20 protein-coding genes and 1 riboswitch are annotated in these 20,743 nt (G+C 43.0%); of the genes, 5 read left to right on the forward strand and 15 right to left on the reverse strand.

Annotated features, from left to right (window positions below; translation table 11 throughout):
* Positions 1 to 126: 126 nt before the first annotated feature.
* The gene (gene metE, locus MKX97_RS11635; RefSeq protein ID WP_221835204.1) at positions 127 to 2,421 is read left to right on the forward strand and encodes a 5-methyltetrahydropteroyltriglutamate--homocysteine S-methyltransferase; all 2,295 of its coding nucleotides are present in this window, start codon (positions 127 to 129) and stop codon (positions 2,419 to 2,421) included.
* Between the two features lie 41 nt (positions 2,422 to 2,462).
* Here the strand turns inward: metE and MKX97_RS11640 are convergent, their stop codons facing one another.
* The 10 genes from MKX97_RS11640 to cyoE form a co-directional block, all read right to left on the reverse strand.
* Entirely contained in the window at positions 2,463 to 3,782 is a 1,320-nt protein-coding gene (locus MKX97_RS11640) for a Na+/H+ antiporter NhaC family protein (protein WP_245799515.1), read from the reverse strand.
* Positions 3,783 to 3,943: 161 nt separating this feature from the next.
* On the reverse strand, positions 3,944 to 5,473 hold the full coding sequence (hutH, locus tag MKX97_RS11645) for a histidine ammonia-lyase (RefSeq protein WP_221835205.1): 1,530 nt from the start codon (positions 5,471 to 5,473) through the stop codon (positions 3,944 to 3,946).
* 176 nt (positions 5,474 to 5,649) lie between these two features.
* Positions 5,650 to 6,099, reverse strand: coding sequence for a hut operon transcriptional regulator HutP (hutP, locus tag MKX97_RS11650; protein ID WP_078818147.1), 450 nt, complete (start codon positions 6,097 to 6,099; stop codon positions 5,650 to 5,652).
* 128 nt (positions 6,100 to 6,227) lie between these two features.
* The gene (gene ribE, locus MKX97_RS11655; RefSeq protein ID WP_342536031.1) at positions 6,228 to 6,695 is read right to left on the reverse strand and encodes a 6,7-dimethyl-8-ribityllumazine synthase; all 468 of its coding nucleotides are present in this window, start codon (positions 6,693 to 6,695) and stop codon (positions 6,228 to 6,230) included.
* A gap of 12 nt (positions 6,696 to 6,707) precedes the next feature.
* The gene (locus tag MKX97_RS11660; protein WP_078818149.1) at positions 6,708 to 7,901 is read right to left on the reverse strand and encodes a bifunctional 3,4-dihydroxy-2-butanone-4-phosphate synthase/GTP cyclohydrolase II; all 1,194 of its coding nucleotides are present in this window, start codon (positions 7,899 to 7,901) and stop codon (positions 6,708 to 6,710) included.
* Between the two features lie 14 nt (positions 7,902 to 7,915).
* The gene (ribE, locus tag MKX97_RS11665; protein WP_342536033.1) at positions 7,916 to 8,560 is read right to left on the reverse strand and encodes a riboflavin synthase; all 645 of its coding nucleotides are present in this window, start codon (positions 8,558 to 8,560) and stop codon (positions 7,916 to 7,918) included.
* 3 nt (positions 8,561 to 8,563) lie between these two features.
* On the reverse strand, positions 8,564 to 9,652 hold the full coding sequence (gene ribD / locus MKX97_RS11670; protein WP_342536034.1) for a bifunctional diaminohydroxyphosphoribosylaminopyrimidine deaminase/5-amino-6-(5-phosphoribosylamino)uracil reductase RibD: 1,089 nt from the start codon (positions 9,650 to 9,652) through the stop codon (positions 8,564 to 8,566).
* 126 nt (positions 9,653 to 9,778) lie between these two features.
* Positions 9,779 to 10,113: riboswitch (FMN riboswitch) on the reverse strand.
* 57 nt (positions 10,114 to 10,170) lie between these two features.
* Positions 10,171 to 11,283 (reverse strand): o-succinylbenzoate synthase, encoded by a 1,113-nt coding sequence (gene menC / locus MKX97_RS11675; protein ID WP_342536035.1) that lies wholly within the window; start codon positions 11,281 to 11,283, stop codon positions 10,171 to 10,173.
* Positions 11,273 to 12,115, reverse strand: coding sequence for a GNAT family N-acetyltransferase (locus MKX97_RS11680; protein ID WP_342536036.1), 843 nt, complete (start codon positions 12,113 to 12,115; stop codon positions 11,273 to 11,275). Before MKX97_RS11680 ends, menC begins: the two co-directional genes overlap by 11 nt.
* A 123-nt stretch (positions 12,116 to 12,238) precedes the next feature.
* The gene (cyoE, locus tag MKX97_RS11685; RefSeq protein WP_009497872.1) at positions 12,239 to 13,150 is read right to left on the reverse strand and encodes a heme o synthase; all 912 of its coding nucleotides are present in this window, start codon (positions 13,148 to 13,150) and stop codon (positions 12,239 to 12,241) included.
* A 556-nt stretch (positions 13,151 to 13,706) separates the two neighbouring features.
* Here cyoE and MKX97_RS11690 point away from each other — a divergent pair.
* The 3 genes from MKX97_RS11690 to MKX97_RS11700 all read left to right on the forward strand — a co-directional run bounded on the left by MKX97_RS11690 (position 13,707) and on the right by MKX97_RS11700 (position 16,898).
* Complete coding sequence (locus MKX97_RS11690) at positions 13,707 to 14,699, forward strand: ABC transporter substrate-binding protein (protein ID WP_078818154.1); 993 nt, start codon at positions 13,707 to 13,709, stop codon at positions 14,697 to 14,699.
* Between the two features lie 115 nt (positions 14,700 to 14,814).
* The gene (locus MKX97_RS11695; protein WP_040759673.1) at positions 14,815 to 15,675 is read left to right on the forward strand and encodes a proline/glycine betaine ABC transporter permease; all 861 of its coding nucleotides are present in this window, start codon (positions 14,815 to 14,817) and stop codon (positions 15,673 to 15,675) included.
* On the forward strand, positions 15,672 to 16,898 hold the full coding sequence (locus tag MKX97_RS11700) for a glycine betaine/L-proline ABC transporter ATP-binding protein (RefSeq protein WP_221835213.1): 1,227 nt from the start codon (positions 15,672 to 15,674) through the stop codon (positions 16,896 to 16,898). Before MKX97_RS11695 ends, MKX97_RS11700 begins: the two co-directional genes overlap by 4 nt.
* A 61-nt stretch (positions 16,899 to 16,959) precedes the next feature.
* On the opposite strand, the gene cobT is transcribed toward MKX97_RS11700, so the two are convergent.
* Positions 16,960 to 18,006 (reverse strand): nicotinate-nucleotide--dimethylbenzimidazole phosphoribosyltransferase, encoded by a 1,047-nt coding sequence (cobT, locus tag MKX97_RS11705; RefSeq protein ID WP_342536037.1) that lies wholly within the window; start codon positions 18,004 to 18,006, stop codon positions 16,960 to 16,962.
* Between the two features lie 151 nt (positions 18,007 to 18,157).
* On the opposite strand from cobT, the gene MKX97_RS11710 reads away from it, so the two are divergent.
* Positions 18,158 to 18,658 (forward strand): ferritin, encoded by a 501-nt coding sequence (locus MKX97_RS11710; protein WP_342536038.1) that lies wholly within the window; start codon positions 18,158 to 18,160, stop codon positions 18,656 to 18,658.
* A 36-nt stretch (positions 18,659 to 18,694) separates the two neighbouring features.
* Here the strand turns inward: MKX97_RS11710 and MKX97_RS11715 are convergent, their stop codons facing one another.
* The 4 genes from MKX97_RS11715 to MKX97_RS11730 all read right to left on the reverse strand — a co-directional run bounded on the left by MKX97_RS11715 (position 18,695) and on the right by MKX97_RS11730 (position 20,741).
* Positions 18,695 to 18,886: a cysteine-rich CWC family protein gene (locus MKX97_RS11715; protein WP_342536039.1), complete on the reverse strand. Its 192-nt coding sequence runs from the start codon at positions 18,884 to 18,886 to the stop codon at positions 18,695 to 18,697.
* A gap of 13 nt (positions 18,887 to 18,899) precedes the next feature.
* A complete protein-coding gene (locus tag MKX97_RS11720; RefSeq protein WP_342536041.1) occupies positions 18,900 to 19,049 on the reverse strand; it encodes a hypothetical protein in 150 nt (49 codons plus the stop codon).
* 16 nt (positions 19,050 to 19,065) lie between these two features.
* Positions 19,066 to 20,064 (reverse strand): GTPase, encoded by a 999-nt coding sequence (locus MKX97_RS11725; RefSeq protein ID WP_040759352.1) that lies wholly within the window; start codon positions 20,062 to 20,064, stop codon positions 19,066 to 19,068.
* 119 nt (positions 20,065 to 20,183) lie between these two features.
* The gene (locus MKX97_RS11730) at positions 20,184 to 20,741 is read right to left on the reverse strand and encodes a DUF420 domain-containing protein (protein ID WP_009497881.1); all 558 of its coding nucleotides are present in this window, start codon (positions 20,739 to 20,741) and stop codon (positions 20,184 to 20,186) included.
* Positions 20,742 to 20,743 lie beyond the last annotated feature (2 nt).

Genomic DNA, 20,743 nt, shown 5'->3' on the forward strand with positions numbered 1-20,743 from the left:
GAGGTGTTAGACACACGGCAAACGATGCACGCTTATTTAGGCATGCATTTTACACATACGTGCATTTCTAACATTCTTTGTTAGGAATGCTTTTTTTATTGGATAAAATCATGAGGGGGAAATCAAATGGTAAAAAGCAGTATTGTCGGCTATCCTGTTATTGGCGAAAACCGGGAGTGGAAACGAGCGTTAGAAGCATTTTGGGCAGAAATAATTTCGGAAGAAGAACTTCTGCGGACAACAAAAGACATCCGTTTAGCCAACCTGAAGAAACAACAAGACGCAGGAGTAGACCGAATTGCAGTCGGCGATTTCACATTGTATGACCGGGTGCTCGATACATCCACAATGTTCGGAATCATCCCTTCACGCTATCATTGGAAAGGCGGTCAAGTGTCGATATCCACTTATTTTTCAATGGCACGCGGTAATGACGATGCTGTCGCTTCCGAAATGACGAAATGGTTCAACACGAACTATCACTACATTGTCCCCGAGTATGAAGGACAACGTTTTCAATTGACTGAGAACAAACCACTTACTGCATACCGCGAAGCAAAGAAAGAACTCGGTATCGAGGGGAAACCTGTTCTACTCGGCCCCTACACTTTATTGAAACTTTCTAAAGGGTATGAAGAAATAGACGTACCTTCTATCATTCTGCAATTGATTCCTCTTTATCAAAAGGTATTGCAAGAATTACAGGATGAAGGCGTTCAATGGGTGCAAATTGATGAACCAATTCTTTGCACTTCCATTTCTTCTGATGAAATGAAAACCGTAACTGAAATTTACTTGCAGTTAACAAAAAACATAAATAGCTTGAACGTTTTAGTGCAAACATACTTTGATTCAGTTGAGCACTATGAAGCAACACTTGCATTACCAGTAGCTGGAATTGGTCTTGATTTCGTGCATGGCGGTGTCAAAAACTTGGAAAACCTTAAGAAATACGGCTTCCCTGATGATAAAGTACTCGCTGCTGGTATTGTGGACGGTCGGAATATTTGGCGATCAGATTTGAACGTCAAGCTGTCATTACTAGGAAAGATTCAACAGCATGTAGAGTCCGGAAACGTTTGGATCCAGCCATCCAGCAGTCTGCTTCACGTACCCGTGACAATTCAGTCAGAGCAGAAATTAGATTCAACAATTAAGAATGCACTTTCATTTGCGGATGAAAAAATTAAAGAACTCAATGTACTGAAAGCTGCGTTGCAACAAGGTAAAGAAAGCGTCGCTTCAGATTTCAAACAAAATGAAGCCGCTCTTACTGCATTCAATCAACTCCCTGCCCGCAAACGCGAGGAGGTTCGACAAGCAAGTTCAGGCAGTACTTTGTCTGACAGCAAGCGGAATCTGCCGTTCGCAGAGCGGAAATTGAAGCAGCAAGAGAAGTTCCAATTACCTGTATTGCCTACAACCACAATCGGCAGTTTCCCCCAAACGCCTGAAGTACGTATAACACGTACAAAATGGAGAAAAGGCGAAATTACGGATCAGCAGTACAAAGACTTTGTAAAAGCGGAAATTAAGGAATGGATCCAAATCCAAGAAGAACTCGGACTTGATGTGCTCGTGCACGGGGAATTCGAACGGACGGATATGGTAGAATATTTCGGCGAAAAGCTGGATGGTTTTGTCTTTACGGAAAAAGCTTGGGTGCAATCCTATGGTTCCCGATGTGTGAAACCACCAATCATTTATGGAGATGTTGTATTTACGAAGCCGATGACGGTAGAAGAATCCGTATACGCTAAATCACTGACAGATCACGAAGTAAAAGGTATGCTGACCGGACCCGTGACGATTTTGAATTGGTCATTTGTTCGCGATGACTTGACCAGAGAAGAAGTGACCAATCAAATTGCTCTCGCACTGCGTAAAGAAATCGAGTCGCTTGAAGCAGCAGGTATCCATATGATCCAAGTAGATGAACCGGCACTTCGAGAGGGGCTCCCATTAAAGCAATCCGAATGGAATCATTATCTCGACTGGGCTGTGAATGCTTTCCGTGTTGCTACAGCTTCCGTTGAGGATACGACGCAAATTCATACACATATGTGCTACTGTGATTTCAATCATTTCATTGAAGCAATCAGTGCGCTGGATGCGGATGTTATTTCCATCGAAACGTCACGCAGTCATGGTGATTTGGTGGAATCTTTCAAAGAATATCATTATGACAAAGGAATTGGACTTGGCGTTTATGACATCCATAGCCCGCGCGTTCCGGCTGTTGAAGAAATGACGGAAATCATCAATAAAGGTTTGGAAGTGCTAGAACCTTCACAGTTCTGGATCAATCCCGACTGTGGTTTGAAAACAAGAAAACGCGAAGAAACAGTTGCCGCATTGAAACATATGGTCATCGCCACGGAACAAGCACGTGAGCGTTTAGGTGTTTCTGCAGTAAAATGATAAAAGAGCAGATCCGTTATTTCGGATCTGCCCTTTTCGTTTTATAATACCATTGCTGCAATTACACCAAAGATTAGTAGAGGGATATTAAAGTGAAGGAATGTCGGCACACATGTATCCCAAATGTGATGATGCTTACCGTCCGCATTCAGACCCGAAGTTGGACCAAGTGTACTGTCTGAAGCCGGTGAACCAGCATCTCCAAGCGCCCCTGCCGTACCAATCAAAGCCGCCGTCGCGAGTGGCGAAAAGCCGACTGCCATACAAATCGGAACGAATAATGCAGCTATAATCGGGATCGTACCGAATGAAGAACCAATCCCCATCGTAATCAATAAACCGACAAGCAGCATGATAAATGCGATCATCATTTTATTGTCACCTAATATACCTGTTGCCGAATCAACCAGACTTTCTACCGCACCTGTCTCTTTAAGAACCGTAGCATAACCTGAAGCAATCAACATGACGAACGCAATCATACCCATCATTCCGATTCCCTCGTTCACTACCCTTTCGCCGTCCTTAAATGGAATAACAGTCAAGACGAACATCAAGAAAATCCCGGCAAGTGCTCCAAGTATTAATGAATCGGTTATAAGCTGTATAACTAATGCTGCAATAATTGAAACGATCGTGAAGCCGTGGCGTATATTAAACTTCAATTCTGCATTTTCCACTTCTTCTTCTCTTAGAATATTCACTTTCTCCGCCTCAACGTCCGCATAATTACGAGGTTTTCGATAAGAAATGAATACTGCCACGAACAGCCCGAGGACCATTCCGATTCCCGGAATCAACATTGCCATATTGGCTTCTGACATCGTAATATCCATACCACTTGCAGCCATTTCATCAACGATTATTCCCTTAAAGATCAATCCAAATCCAGCTGGGATCATAATATAAGGTGCTTTTAGACCGAAAGTAAGCGCAGTTGCAATGCCGCGGCGGTCAATTTTCATCTTATCGAACAGATGCAGCATTGGCGGAATCAATATTGGAATAAACGCAATATGTATAGGTACTAAGTTCTGCGAGAAACAAGCTACACCCGCAATCGTCAACAATAAAATTATTCGCTTTCCTCTTAATACCCTAACTAAATTTTTTACTAAAAACCCTGCAATTCCAGACATTCCGATCATGACCGCAAACATACCTAACAAAATATAACTTAATGCCGTGTTTGCCTGACCACCCATTCCTGAAACTAGCATATTTGTTGCATCTGTTAAGGAAAGCCCTTCCATCAAACCGGCTACTCCAGCTGCTGCTAAAATAGCAAAAATAACATTGACCCGCAATAAACTCAGTACTGCCATTACAATGACAGATACGACCACAGTATTGAATAACATCTTCTCATCTCCCATGTCCCCATTATACAACAAACTGCAATTACTGTAAGCAAACGCTTACATCTGCCCGAAGATATTTATCCAGATATACTCCAGCGGGAACTTCCCGCTTGGAGTAAAATACTAGATAATTAAATTTCATATCCCTTTATATTTCCTATTTAATTTGCGCTAACTTCAGTTGGCAAAGATTTATCTGCGAATGCCTTCCAATCCATTTCTAGTAACCAAGCTGCCGCTTTTTCAATATCTTTAGAGAAAATCCGGTCTTGCTTGATGCTCGGCACAATGTTTCTCGCTTCTTTATAGAAAGCTTTTGTGAAGTCCGCAAGTTTTTCAGCACCTCTATGTTCTGCAGCCTGCAATGCACAGATCAATTCAATAGCTAGCACTCTTCGCGCATTTTGAATAATTTGATAAGCATGTCGTGACCCGATTGTTCCCATGCTGACATGATCTTCTTGGTTGGCTGAAGATGGAATGGAATCCACACTCGCCGGGTGCGCCAACGTTTTATTTTCAGAAACAAGAGATGCAGCTGCATATTGCATGATCATTGCACCAGACTGCAATCCTGGTTCAGGGCTTAGGAATGGCGGCAAGTCGTTCAACTGCGGATTAACTAGACGCTCAATCCTACGCTCTGAAATATTCGCGAACTCCGCCATTGCCACTTTCAAGAAATCCATTGCAAAGGCAATTGGTTGCCCGTGGAAGTTTCCTCCTGAAATAACTTTGTCACCATCTTCAAAGATTAACGGATTATCTGTAGCTGCGTTCATTTCGATTTCCAGCTTTTCTTTGACGTAATCCAAAACTTGCCAAGAAGCTCCATGAACTTGTGGAATACAACGTAGCGAATAAGCATCTTGTACGCGTAATTCACCTTGTTTCGTTGTCAATTGGCTGCCTACGAACATACGGCGCATGCGTTCTGCTACTTCCGTTTGCTGGCGGTAACCACGTGCTTCATGTACATCGGCGTCGAATGCATCGACAATTCCACGCAAACCTTCCAACGTCATCGTAGAAATAGCTTCTGTCTGATACGCAAGCTGCTCTGCCTCAATATAATTGACAAGCCCCATTGCCGTCATCGCTTGTGTTCCATTAATTAACGCCAATCCTTCTTTCGCCTTCAACGTCACTGGCTCAATGCCCTCTTTTGACAACGCAATAGCTGATTCCATACGCTCTCCCTTATAGAACACTTCCCCTTCTCCCATCAACACAAGTGCCAAATGAGAAAGCGGCGCCAAGTCACCGCTTGCACCAAGTGAACCTTGTTGAGGAATAACCGGATGAATCTGTGCGTTAACTAGATCTAGTAAACGCTCTATGACTACCGGGCGAATTCCAGAGAAACCTTTTAGGAGTGCGTTTGCACGAAGAAGTGTCATTCCACGAGAAACCATCTCGGGGAACGGTTCGCCAATTCCACAAGCATGCGAATGAATCAAATTTAATTGAAGTTGTTCCGTATCTTCCGCTTCGATGAATACATCACTAAATTTACCGAATCCAGTAGTAATTCCGTACACCACTTTACTTTCCGCAACAATTTTCTCTACTGCTTCACGGCTCTTTTGAACCGCTTTCATACTTTCTTCAGAAGCTTTTACTTTCGCTCCATTCACCAATACTTCTTTCGCTTGTTCAATCGTTAACGTACGACCTGTCAATTCAATCATTTCCAATTCCTCCTCGTTGTCTTTAGTTCTAGTTGCGCTGATCCTGTGCAAAGAATTCATTCCTAAACAAGCAAAAGGAGACTATATTGACAGACGGGTGCCCTAAAAGGGGGGTCCCCGCATGTGTCAATATAGCCTCCTTATTGTCTAAATAACTATAGGCTTCATTCTTTTATTCAGATGTGATTGATACCTAAACCAATTGCCTCATGCTCGAAGCCACGAACCGGGGCACCGATTGTTCCATAGACAGCAACGGCAATCCATTCACCTTCCGCTGCATTTTCATACGGAGTCCCACGCACAATAGCAAATCGAAGTCCCGCTGTTCGCAGCATGCCGCCGAGCTCAACCTGCCCACGTGTCACGCCTTGCATAGCTTCGATTATCGCATGATAGAGCGCATGCATCTCTCGATAGATGTCTTGATTTACAATTCCTTGTCGTTTCGCAAGCGTTTCAATTGCCGCCACAATTTTCTGGAACTCCATTGAGCCCACTTTACCTTTTCCGAACTGCCAACCTAGTTGCTGCATGCCGTTTTCTATTCTACTATCTTCTGCTTCGCTATTTGAAAACGTATACATTACTGCCTGGCGTCCGATCTTCGTATCTACCTGATTCATGTTGTACCTTCTTTTTAGATGTACTTGATATTGAATATCAACTAATGACTAACTCTATTATTACAGAGGAAATCTCTTAGGTCAATACTTGAAAGAAAAATAAAGCGCTTACTGTGCAAATTTGGCGATCAATCGAATTGTTTAGTCAAGTTCGCCATTTCTATAGCCGACACTGCAGCATCCCAGCCTTTATTCCCTGCTTTAGTCCCTGCCCTTTCAATAGATTGCTCGATCGTGTCTGTCGTCAGCACACCAAAAATCACCGGGACTCCTGACTGCATACTCGCTTGTGCTACACCTTTGGCCGCTTCATTACAGACGTAGTCGAAGTGAGGTGTGGCTCCGCGGATGACAGTACCGAGTGTAATGACAGCATCATATTTTTGGGAATCTGCCATCTTCTTTGCGATCAACGGAATTTCAAATGCCCCGGGTACCCAAGCGATATCTACATCTGCTTCAGCTACGCCATGTCGTTTGAATGCGTCCTCAGCGCTCGATAACAACTTGCCTGTGATAAACTCATTAAATCGTCCTACGACAACGCCTATCTTTAATCCTGTACCTACTAAATGTCCTTCGAATAAATTCCCCATATCTATCTCTCCTTAAATTGTTAATAAGTGATCTAATTTTTCCGCTTTAGTTTTTAAGTATTTTTCGTTTTCTTCTTTCATCGGCAATTGAATCGGAACCCGTTCAACGATTTCCAATCCATAGCCTTTTAAGCCTGAAATTTTCTTCGGATTATTCGTCAACAAACGCATTTGTTTAACGCCAAGTTCATGTAAGATTTGAGCACCGATGCCGTAATCACGCAAATCTGCTGCAAAGCCCAGTTTTTCATTGGCTTCTACCGTGTCGAAACCTTGTTCTTGCAGTTCGTATGCTTTCAGCTTATTGATCAAGCCGATGCCTCTGCCTTCTTGACGCATATACAATAAAACTCCGCGACCTTGTTGTTCGATCTGCGAAAGCGCTGCATGCAATTGAGGTCCGCAATCGCATCGGCAGGAGCCAAATACATCGCCCGTCAAACACTCCGAATGAACACGTACTAACATGGGTTCTTCTGGCGTTACCTCACCTTTCACCAGCGCTACATGCTCTTTACCTGTTAACGTTTCGGTGTATCCAATCATACGAAACTCTCCGAAGTCAGTCGGCAGCTTGATCTCCGCTTCCCTAACAACCAGCCTCTCCTGCTGCAGGCGATAATGAATTAAATCTTGGATTGTAATTAATTTCAGATTCAATTCTTGCGCCATCAGACGCAATTCAGGCACTCGCGCCATCGTACCGTCATCATTCATGATTTCACAGATTACCCCTGCTGAAGAACTCCCTGCCAGTCGAGCTAAGTCAACCGCTGCTTCCGTATGACCAGTACGTTCCAAGACACCGCCGGATTTTGCGACTAACGGAAATACATGACCCGGACGTTTAAATTCACTAGCTACCGACCGCGACTCCATCATTTTGACAATCGTTTCGGCCCGTTCAAATGCACTGATTCCAGTGTGCGTGGAAAGATGATCCACACTGATCGTGAATGCCGTGCCATGCGAATCCGTATTGTGATCGGTCATCATCTGCAAACCAAGTTGTTGAGCTTTCTGCTCCGTAATCGGCACACAAATCAAACCGCGCCCTTTCGTCGCCATGAAATTAATAATCTCAGGCGTGATCTTATCAGCCAATGCGACGAAATCTCCTTCATTCTCCCGATCTTCATCATCGACGACGATCACTACTTTACCTTGTTTTAAATCTTCTAACGCTTCTTCAATTGTATGAAACATCTCTGTCCACTCCTTCACTTAAATCCGTGCTGTTGTAGAAAATCCTCTGTCAGTGGCTGTTCTTTCGCGTCTCGTCTCTTAAGCATGTTCTCTACGTACTTCGCCAGCATGTCGCATTCGAAATTAACAACATCCCCTAGGGACTTTTTCGCAATGACCGTCATTTCTTGGGAATGCGGAATCAACGAAATCGTAATATCTGTTTCATTCACATCAAAAATTGTCAGTGACGTACCGTCTAATGCGATCGAGCCTTTTGGCAATAAATACGGACTATACTGTTCAGGCAAAGCCAGCCGAATATAAAGTGCATTATCGATAGTACGTTTTTCACGAATGATGGCGACACCATCGACATGTCCCGTGACGAAATGACCGCCAAATCGACCGTTAGCTGCAAGAGCACGTTCCAAATTCACTCGACTTCCCACCTTCAATTGTTGAAGTGAGGTAGAAGAGACGGTCTCAGGCATGACATCTGCAGAAAATTGTTCTTTCGAAAACTTTTTGACTGTCAGACAAACTCCATTGACTGCAATGCTGTCACCTAATTGGACATCGGCTAATACAGTAGAAGCTGCAATCGTCAATGTCATCGACTGCGCTCCCGGCTGTACACTTTTGACTGAACCGATTTCTTCAATAATCCCTGTAAACAACGGTCAATCCCTCTCTTTCGGTAGCGCTATAATTTTAATATCAGGGCCAATCATTTCCACACTTTCAAAAATCAACGGGAAGGCCTCTCCCATAATCTCCGGGTCTGTTCCACCAACAGGTGTCAGCGAGCCACTGCCGCCAAGTAACTTCGGCGCCATATAGCAAATAACACGCTGAACGGCACGCGCCCTGATGAATGAAGCATTGACCGCGGCACCACCTTCTACCAATAACGTCATGACACCGTCAGAGCCTAAGCGCAAGAGGATCTCTTCAATATCAAGCTGAATTTTCGGCATGCGTATGATTCGGACGTGCGGCTTTTGGAGCAACTGTTCACGCAAGTATTCTGCTTCATTCCCACAAAAAATCCATGTAGGTGCAGCATTGTTTTGAATGACTTGACTATCAATTGGTGTTCGTAACCAAGTATCTAAAATAACTCGAATAGGATGTTTTCCACCTCGGGGCAATCTGGTGGTGAGAAGGGGGTCATCATGAAGAATCGTTTGAACGCCGACTAAAATCGCATCTTGGGTATGACGAAGCAGATGGACATCGAGCCTTGCTTGCTCACTCGTCACCCATTTACTGTCTCCTGTAGATGTTGCAATCTTACCGTCCATCGTCATCGCTGTTTTCATTGTCACATGAGGTGTTTTCGTTCGTATAAAATGAAAAAATGGTGCATACAATTTCTGTGCTTGATCGGTACATACATCTTTCTCTACTTCCAAACCCGCAGCACGAAGTCGTTCCATGCCTTTGCCGGCAACCAACGGATTGGGATCGGAAATCGCCACGTAGACACGCTGGATACCAGCCCGAATAATCGCATCTGCGCAAGGCGAAGTTTTACCTGTATGAGAACAAGGCTCCAAAGTTACATACAAATCAGCGCCTTCCGCTTTTGTGCCGGCCATATCAAGCGCAACCCGCTCAGCATGTCGTTCCCCCGCCTGCAAGTGAGCACCCATTCCGACGATTCTACCGTCTTTCACTATCACGGCGCCAACTGGCGGATTCGGAGAAGTTTGACCATTAACGTTTTGAGCTAACTTCAACGCCATTTCCATATAATCTTGTTTCACTGCACAACACTCCAACTTGCAAAATTCCTCTTGTGACGTGACAAAACAAAAAGCCCCGCAAAATGTAAATGCGGGGCTTGTAACCATGACAAAATAAGCGTTATAAATGTAGATTTTAAAAACGCATTGTTCCTTCTCTCATCCAGACTTTAACTGTCGGCTTTGGAGTTTCACCAAATCCACCTTCTGCTTTTTAGCTAATCAATCACACCTAGGCGTGATTGCGCATGGATTTTGAAATGTACTCGCACATTTCAAAATCCATGACATCTGCCAGAGGCTTTATCTGGATTCAGCGGGCGTTTGAACACCCACTGAACAGAAAAGCCACCGTATTCATACCGCCACTTATGGAAGTGAGGGTTTCTGCTGAATTTAGATAAAAGCATCCGGGTCACGGACTAAGAGCTTGTAAGCTCATCACCGTCGGTAGGGACTTCCACCCTGCCCCGAAGGAAACTTATTCGATTACCTAAGAGTCTAGCACAACTAATAGTGAAATGACAATCACTGAATATTTATTCAGCTCTAAATACCCACTTATTCACCGTGAATTGATCGATCGCTTCGATATCCGGTTTATAACCAATACCAGCTTCATTTGGCACGGTAATATAACCATTTTCCGCTACTACCTCAGGCTTGATAATATCTTGATCCCAATAACGAGAAGAACCCGCCGTATCTCCAGGCAGTGTGAAATTCGGCAGCGTCGTTAAAGCGACATTGTGCGCTCGTCCGATGCCTGATTCCAGCATCCCACCGCACCACACATCAATCCCTTTAGCTGCGCAGTAGTCGTGGATCTTCTTAGCTTCCGTCAAACCGCCCACACGTCCGATTTTAATATTTATAATCCGACAGCTCCCAAGCTCCACAGCTTTCCTGGTATCTTCCAAGGAATGGATACTTTCATCCAAACAGATCGGTGTCGACATTTGTCTCTGAAGTTTTGCATGATCGATAATATCGTCAGACGCAAGCGGCTGCTCGACCATCATCAAATTAAACTGGTCCAATTCCTTTAAAACTTCTGCATCATCCAGCGTATAGGCAGAGTTCGCATCTGCCATCAATGGCACATCGGGAAATTCGTTGCGGATCGCTCGGATGACTTCCACGTCTTGCCCCGGTTTGATCTTCACCTTAATCCGCTTATAGCCTTCATCGATGAAACCTTTCACATTGGCAAGTAAGTCTTCCACACGTTCTTCAATGCCAATACTGATCCCGACTTCAATATGATCCCGTTCACCGCCTAACGCTTCGGCAAGCGACATATCGTGACGTTTTGAATACAAATCCCAAACCGCACCTTCAATCGTCGACTTTGCCATGTTATTCTTTCGAATAGGTGCAAAAAATTCATTCACTTCATCCGGATGTTCGATTGTCTTACCAAGCACCGCCGGAATCAAGAAATCACGCAACATATGAATACATGTTTCCGTTGTCTCTTCGCTATACCATGGGTAAGTGAACGCCACGCTTTCTCCCCAACCTTCGTTGCCCAGTTCATCTTGCACTGTAGCCAACAGGAAGTCTCTTTGATGGATTGTTCCGAAACTCGTTGTGAAAGGATTCTTCATCGTCATACTCATCCTACGAATGGTTACACTTTCAATTTTCAATCGGCTCACTACTTTCATTTTGTAATGGAATCATGGAAAGCTTACAAAAACGATAGTATTGTACAGCTTCATCCGTTCTGCGCACATCAATTAATGCAAACCCTGCGCTGCACAGTTGTTGAAATAGATTCCTTGTTTTCAAACGCCAATCAAGCGCCAACTGGGAGTCTTCAGTCTTCAGCAGCTGGGTATGTTTTGGAACGGGCACTTCTACCGCTTCTGCCGACAGCCAATCGTTTTCTTCAGGTAACTGCAGCTCAGGGTGATTTTCATTTGTCAGGCGAACCGTAAACGGACACATGTACTGAAGATTTATCGGTTGCCAACATTCATTCACTCGCGGACTAGTAATCCACCACGCCACTTGAAAACGGTCGGTCGGTAAGCCTTTATTCAGACCGTCCGCCATTTCACCGTAGCAATTGACGATATAGTCGTAACAGACTCCGTATAATTTTGATGTATTTAGGTAGGCATTGCGGCTTTCGAGTGGATCAAATGTCCAGACAATTAATTCATAACCCATCTCGCGCGCCAAACGTAGCTGTTCATCTTTCAACAACTTACCGATCCCCATTAATTGAAATTCTTGATCGACAGCTAACATATGGGAACATAAATACGACTGCCCTTCAGAGAATCCTGCAAAGCTGTAGGAAAAACCAATCATTCGCTCGCCGGCAAACGCGCCGACAATCAGGCCACCATTTTTCACCGCAGTAATCGTTTGATGAACAGGAATCGGCTCCATTCCCCAGATTTGCTTCTCAAGTTTTTGCACCGCATAAATTTCTTCAATTTCAGTCACTTTTCTAATTTGTACATTCGTCATCGGCGCACCTTCTATTTTTAGATTGAACTGCTAAATTCGTCTCCAACACGACGGTCTACACCACTCAATGTTAACATAAAAAAAGACCTCTCTTCACTTTAAGTGAAGGGAGGCTCTTTGCAATTAAAATGTCAATAAAATCATCATCATAAACAATAGGGTCATGTAATTCACAGAATACAAAAACATGACATGCGCCCATTTGTGGTTGTCCTTTGCATAAAAACCATAAATACTAGCCGCAATATAGCCAACATTCATCAACGTAGCGACGATGATAAAGCCCATTCCGAACATTGGCAACAAAAATGGAAAAGGCAGCAAACATAGTACATATATCAACATTTGACGTTTTGTGAAATCAAAACCGCACACAACCGGCAACATCGGCACGTTCGCCGCTTTATACTCATCATGCTTCTTCATAGCAATCGCAAACGTATGCGGCATTTGCCAAATAAACAAAATCGAAAATAAGACAATCGGCACAATATGATTCGCCGACATAATGGCAGCCCAGCCAATCAAAGGCGTTACCGCCCCCGAAACACTTCCAATTACCGTATTTAACGTGTATTTACGTTTAGACCACATCGTATAGGGTATGACATACGTAAACCACCCAATGAACGCGTAAAGAGCTGCTTCAAAAGTAGTAAATAAAAGCAATAACATGCCGATCCCAGATAACACCAAACCAATATTTAAAACTGTTTTCAAAGCAAAGTTTCCTGTAACAGTCGGCCGTTGCTGCGTTCTTTCCATGAAAGTGTCAATATCCGAATCAAACCAGTTATTCAACACGAGCGCACCTGCCATTAGAAAGGTGCTGCCGACCATCGTCAGCCAGAAAACGCCCCAATTCCCTGCAAGTGTCATTCCTGAGAAGTGAAGCGCCAACCAGAACCCTGCAAATACAGGCAAGACATTCGCGATGAGTACAGGACCTTTCACTAATGATTTAATATCTGAGAAGAAGGCAGATGCCGAGCGACTTTGTGTAGTCGTCGAAACAATATGGACTTCTTTCGTCATAAGATCCGTTCTCCTTTTCTACATACGTTCCTTTTTTATATAACTTTATTTATATTACTAACTATATCATTTTCTTAAAAGCAAAATCAAAAATTCACGATAATTCCTCATAAACTGTTACAAATCTTTGTCATTCAGCTTTCAGAAATGTTAAACCTAACTAATTTTCTTTAGTAATCTAAAAATTCTGATTCTTACGTTTGGAAATGCAACATTTCCCTCTAGTATTCGACTCGAGGAAATCCTATACCCCTTGTAGGATAGAGCCTTGATTCGTCCATATTTAATTCCAGTTAAAAACTTTACTTTTTAATGAAGTTTATAAGTGTATTTTATTATAAAAAATACACTCAATCATCAGTTGTCTAAATTATTAAATTGATAATAATTTTACTATCCTGTAAACTATCTAAATGTCACCACGAAATAAAATGATAGTTTTTCCTTAATCTCTTCAACTTTCCTACGTTTTTTCTGGGTGATTGCAAATAAGAGATTCGAGTAAAAAAGATCATTTCGTGATGAAAAAAACCACAGACAGAAGGGATTTGATTTTTTGAGAAAGTTTACGTTTCTATTCTCAGTCTTCGCATTACTGCTTTTAACTGCTTGCGGTAATAGTGTAAGCAAAGATTCGATCAGTGTCATTAAACTTGCAGACGCAGGATGGGACAGCATTCGTGTCCACAATAGCATCACACAACTCATTTTGGAGGAAGGCTATGGATATGACACAGAAGTAACCAATGGGACTTCTACGGCTGTATTCCAAGCTTTACAGCAAGGCGATATCCAAATCTACACCGAAATTTGGACAGATAACATGGAAGATATCTACACTAGCGCTATTGACAAAGGAGATATAGTGAAACTTTCAACAAACTTTGACGACAATTCTCAAGGTCTATATGTACCGACTTACGTGATAAAGGGCGATCAAGAGCGCGGCATTGAACCTATGGCACCTGACCTGAAGACAGTGGAAGACCTGGCAAAATACCCTGAACTTTTCAAAGACCCCGAAAACCCAGAAATGGGCCGCATTATCGGCGCCCCTTCGAGCTGGGTCGTCAGCAAACATTTAGCTGAAAAAATGAAGACTTATGGCTTAGATAAGACGTTCACATACTTGGCTCCAGGATCTGACTCTTCAATTATTGCTGATTTGGTGAGCGCTTACAAAAAAGGCGAGCCGTGGGTAGGTTATTATTGGTCTCCAACTTGGGTAACTGCAACGTATGATTTAACACTTTTAGAAGATCATCCGTTTGACCAAGAAATTTGGGACAAAGAAAAAGGAACTGAATTCCCACCGAATGATGTTGTAGTCGGTATTCATAAAGATCTGCAAACCCAAGCACCTGAAGTTGTTGACTTTCTGAAAAACTATGAAACGAGTAACGACTTAACTGAAGAAATGCTAAATTATATGGGCGAGAATGAAGCAGATCCAGACGAAACCGCAAAATGGTTCATGAAAGAACATGAAGACATTTGGACTTCATGGGTACCTGACGATATTGCTGAGAAAGTAAAAGCAGCACTATAAAAAACTAAAAAGATTGCGGGGATGGACGCCATTCCGCTCCATCCCCTTCTTCACTACTTACTTAACTTAACTACAGAAAGAGAGGGACAAGCTAGTGTAATCTAGCTTAATGCCTATGACTGAATTCCCCAATGTACGAATACCGATAGGAGACTATGTTGAAAAGTTTATCGACTTTCTCGCAATGAACTTTGGTTGGCTTTTTGATTTTATCTTCATGATTGCTTCATCAACTATCCGCACGATCGAAACGACTCTGTTAGCCACACCATGGTGGGTAATCATGATTATCGTTTTCTTACTGGGATGGTACTTCAACAATATATACGGCGGTTTGCTGTTCGCCCTCTTCATTTTTTTAATCGGATCTTTTGATCTCTGGACAGAAACAATGACCACTGTTGCCATTATCGTGATTTCTGTTGTCCTATCCCTTGCGATCGGTATTCCGGTTGGCATATTGATGGCCTTCAGCCGAACATTTTCTATTATCATGCGGCCGATATTAGACGCCATGCAGACGATGCCTACCTTTGTATACTTGATCCCTGTAATTTTCTTCTTCCCTTTAGGAAACGTACCAGCAATTATTGCAACGATTATTTATGCATTGCCCCCTGTCATTCGACTAACGGAGCTTGGCATACGAAATGTCGATGATGAAGTAATAGAGTCGGCCGAGTCATTCGGATCCTCCCGTAATCAGATGCTCGTAAAAGTACAACTTCCTCAAGCATTGCCTACAATGATGGCAGGTATTAACCAAACGACTATGATGGCGTTGTCCATGGCGGTAGTCGGTTCAATGGTTGGCGCACACGGTCTCGGTGAACGGGTACTATACGCTATCAATCAAATCAATATTTCATTAGGATTTGAAGCAGGTATCAGTATCGTATTTTTAGCGATTATCATAGACCGCATCACAAATGGAGTGGCGGATCGCCTACAAAGTTCTAGGAGGAGATCAGCATGACAGTAAAACTCAAAGTAGAAAATGTCACCAAGATTTTTGGCCCCCGCCCTAAAAAAGTTATTCCGTTAATTGAAAAAGGTGCTTCTAAACGAGAAATTCTCGACAAGACTGGACATACAGTCGGTGTCTATAATGCCAATATGGAAATTATGGAGGGCGAAACATTCGTCATCATGGGTTTATCGGGAAGCGGAAAATCTACGTTGATCCGTTGCTTTAATCTGCTGAACAAACCGACTTCAGGCGCAATTTACGTAGACGGGGAGAATATTGTCTCTTACAACAAGGAACAGTTAAAATTTTTCCGCCAAAAGAAAATTGCGATGGTTTTCCAGCACTTCGGTTTATTCAGCCACCGGACGGTTATGGAAAATATCGAATACGGTCTCGAAGTCCGCGGATTGTCCAAAAACGAACGACGTGAGATTGCTCAAAAGCATATTGATACAGTCGGACTAAAAGGTTATGAGAATCAATATCCCGATGAACTCTCAGGTGGAATGCGTCAGCGTGTCGGTATTGCACGGGCTTTGACGAACGATCCGGATATTCTATTGATGGATGAGCCGTTCAGTGCGTTAGATCCACTCATTCGAAGAGAGATGCAGCTGGAGCTCTTGGATATTCAGACACGCTTGCAAAAGACCATTATTTTCATTACACATGACGTCAATGAAGCCTTCCGTATCGGTGACCGTGTGGCTGTCATGAAAGATGGCAATGTCGAGCAAGTCGGAACACCGGAAGATTTATTAGAATCACCGGCGAATGATTATATTGTTGAGTTCACACGGGAAATCGATCGTTCCAAAGTTTTGCAAGCTGAAAATATTATGTCGAAGCCATTGAGCATCGTAAATAGTAAAGACGGGTTGCATGTCGCTATTAAAAATATGGAAGAGCATGGAATCTCCAGCGTTTTCATTACGAACCGCGAGCGGCAATTACTCGGATTGGTCACTATTGATCAAGCGATTGACGGCGTAAAAAACCGCAAGACCATTGATGAAGTTATGTCTACTGATGTGCGGACGGCTTACCCGGAAGAATATGTCCAAGATATTATTCCACGTGTGCTTGATTCTAAGTATCCACTTGTCGTTGTAGATGAGACAAATCGAATTAAAGGAATCATTCTGCGTGTACATGTACTCTCAAGTATTATTAGTAATTCATCTGAAGATCAGGACGTTGAAGCGATCACACCAGCGGAAACCGTTTGAACTGATGAATTTAAAAACTGAGAAGAAATGGCGATGGCCACTTCTTCCCAGTTTTTTCATGTCATTCATTCTTACCGGAGACCCCTGCGCTTTCGAAGGTCGCCATTTCATTGACCATGCAGACAGCAGATTGAATGATGCTAAAAGCTACCGCTGCACCTGTCCCTTCCCCAAGTCTCATGTCCAGTGAAACAATTGGTTCCTTCCCTAAGTATTCATAGGCTTTTTGATGGCCCGGCTCCATAGACTGATGGCCAAGTAACATATAGTTCACTGCACCTTTTCCAATACTCTCCGCAACGCATGCAGCCGCCGTAGAAATAAATCCATCCAACACAATTGGTATCCGATTCGATGCGGCCGCCAGCATTGCACCCGCCATTGCAGCAATTTCCAAGCCGCCGACTTTGCGTAGTATGTCGTAGCCATCTTGTCGGTCCGGCTGATGAAATTCCAGAGCCTGTCGAACGACGTTGATTTTATGTACATGCTGTTCAGATGAAATTCCTGTTCCGAAGCCCACAAGCTCCGCAGGATCTATTCCCGTAATAGCCGCGACAATCGCACTGCTCGTAGTTGTATTACCGATACCAACTTCTCCTACTACTAGACAGTCTACTCCTTTATCAAACAGTACCAGTGCTTCCTCGTAGCCTATTTGTATCGCTCTCTCTACTTCTTCCTCTGTCATTGCCTCTGTACGTAAGAAATTTTGAGTACTTTGGCGAATTTTGCGGTTTTTCACTAGTCCCGTAAAATCATCACCGATCACACCGACATCCACCAATGAAAATTCGGCTTGCTGCTGTCTGCCAAATACATTAATCGCAGCTCCGCCTTGCGCCATATTGTCTACCATTTGACGTGTAACTTGTTGCGGGAATGCCGAAATCCCTTCTTCGACGATGCCGTGATCCGCAGCGAACACGATAATACCGAGCTTATAGATGACCGGTTTGCGATGCCCCTTCATTTCGGCCAGTTGCATGACAATTTCCTCTAATTTCCCTAAGCTTCCGACCGGCTTTGTCAGCATGTCCAAGTAAGCCTTTGCTTCAACTCTTGCCTCTGTATCCAACATGGGGACATTGTAGTTATTCAATTTCATTCCTACTTTCTTGTTGTTCTTTAACTTCTCTTTAATAGTATATCATCCGTTGCGTTGTACAGGCATATTTAGGAATGAAGGCTAGTTCCTTTAGGTTCAATTTACACCAATATGGGTATAGATAGGGTATAAAGAAAAGGAGACGATGTACATGATCAGCGAAAAATTAGCACAAGCTCTGAATGAACAAATGAATAATGAATTCGCCGCCGCGCAAACGTATTTATCCATGGCATCTTATTGTGAATACCGCAACTATAGCGGATTTGCTCACTATTATTTACAGCAAGTAGAAGAAGAGCGGTTCCATGCCATGAAAATTTATTCCTACTTAAATGACCGCGGTATTCATGCAGTCATTACGGAAATTCCCGCGCCTACTACTTCTTTCGAAAATCTTGTGCATACTTTTGAAGTTGCGTTAGAACAGGAGAAAAAAGTAACAAAATCATTTTATGCAATCATGGATTTGGCATGGGAAGAAAAAGAACACGCGACAATTTCATTCCTCAACTGGTTCTTGGATGAACAAGTCGAAGAAGAAGCGACATTCGATAAGCACATCGAGTATTTGAAACGTATTCGTGATGATAAGAATGCGCTGTTCATTTACGAAAAGGAACTGGCGTCACGCTCATTTGCGGACGAATAAAAATAAGCAAGCGTCGGTCGTCGGACCTTCGCTTGCCTATTTACTTGTGGTGATACGCTCCAGACACCTTTGACAAACACAGCGTTTGTGCAATTCTTCCCTCGGAATTTGACCAAACACTTCATCAGGAAATTTTTTGTCTGTACACCAGCATTTGCCTCCTTCTTTCAAATTTCCATTACCGCATTGGTTATGCCCGTTGCAAATCGGACATACTGTCTTCCCCATTCCATTACCCTCTTCACATACGGTGTTTGTTCAACTCCGCAGTATTTTTCTTTTCCAGCTCTTCCACTCGCTCCTCCAATTCCTTATTGCGTTTCATGCTTTCCATCGAGTAAAGCCCTGCCAGTAAAGCGACCACAAATGTGGCATAATTAAACCACTCCATACAACCCGCCCCTTTTTCACTTTTCTTTCTTTAAATACATCTTGTAAACTTTCTTCAATGTCTCAGGCTTTAAATCCATATCATTTTCATACATATATTTCACAGCATAGCCGAGTGCGACAGTCATGGAACCAGCAACGCTAGCAGCCACGACCATTCCAGCGCCCGGTATGACTTTGACAATTTGACGAAATGCTGTTTTGCCGATATTCCCAACTACCGTTGCAATGATTAATTCCTTTGCGTGGTCTTTCGTAATCGGTTTTCCGTATAGAGTTGAAAGTTTCAACATCAAACCAACTTGTAAAGTGGTCAGCGGAACAAAGTCCGCTCCAGGAATAGGGACTGCGCCGATTGCGGCTGCCGATGCTCCAGCCGCCAAAATCCACCTTTTTGCGATGGATGGCTTATCTGCCATATTGGCCGCCAGCAAGAGATCCTTATTCACTTCCTTCAGCTGCTGAAGAATTTCTTTCTGCAATAACTCCATATGTTCTCCAGTCTTGGAGGAAATCGGAATGACAGGATACGCAAACTCAGTATGCTCTAGTATGTAGTTCACTAAACTTGGAATATCATCTGCCGCATCAATTTTATTCAGCACTATAATGACTTTCTTATTAAAAGTGGCAATTTTATTCAGTGATTTCAATTCCGTATCCGACAGCACAGTGCCTGCTGCATTTAAGAAAAATAAAATTACGTCGGCTTCATTGTAAAATTTTAATGTTTCTTGAGAGTGTTCTTGGTAAATATCATCGAGTCCCGGCGTATCGACAAACAGGATATTGTCTCGGTAGTAATACTTTTTGACTTCTTTCGTCTCTCCCGGTTGCGCTCCCACTTCAGCTACACTTTTTTGCATAAGCCGATTTAAAGTAGAGGATTTTCCTGCGTTGACATCCCCAATCATCGCAATCAATATTTCTTTCTTTAACTGTTCATTAATATCATCCGATTCTTGTTGAAAAATCTGATCGAATGCGTCATTTGACATGAAATTAGAAGTATTCATTCCTTCACATCCATTCATTTATTTTCAATACTCAGTTTAGTCTGTTGTAAAAAAGAGCATCAGTCATTCTACCTCTTCTGACTGATGCCCTTTTAAGTTGTTTACCAAACAATCTTCCCTTAATAATAAGGCGAAATCAATATATACACAAGTACCCCGGTCAAGCTAACGTATAACCAAATCGGCATCGTCCATCGTGCAATTTTACGGTGACGCGCGTTTTCCATATTCCAAGCTCTGGCGACACTTGTCAAAGCAAGCGGAACAATTACAGCAGCTAAGACAATATGAGAAAACAAAATGAAATAATAGAAACCAGCCATGAAACCACTGCCGCCATACGGAGTCGATTCAGCTAAATAATGATAGGCCACATAAGTGACTAAGAACAATGCAGTCGTACTGAATGCAGCGTATATGAATCGTTTATGAACCGTAATATTTTTCTTCAAAATGGCGACCAAAGCGCACACTAAGAAAATAAAGGTAAAACTATTAAAGATGGCATTCAAAAGAGGCAAGATCGTAATGTCGAAAGCAGTAAAGTCTTCGGCTCCCGGCAGACCTGACAGCACACCGATTGCTCCAATCAAAATCACCGAAATGATAATGATGGCCGGTCGGTAATTGCGCTTTTTGAATGAACTGGAACTAGCTGTTTGATTGCTGTAATTCATCT

Source organism: Sporosarcina sp. FSL K6-3508 (assembly GCF_038615825.1).
GTDB lineage: Bacteria > Bacillota > Bacilli > Bacillales_A > Planococcaceae > Sporosarcina > Sporosarcina newyorkensis.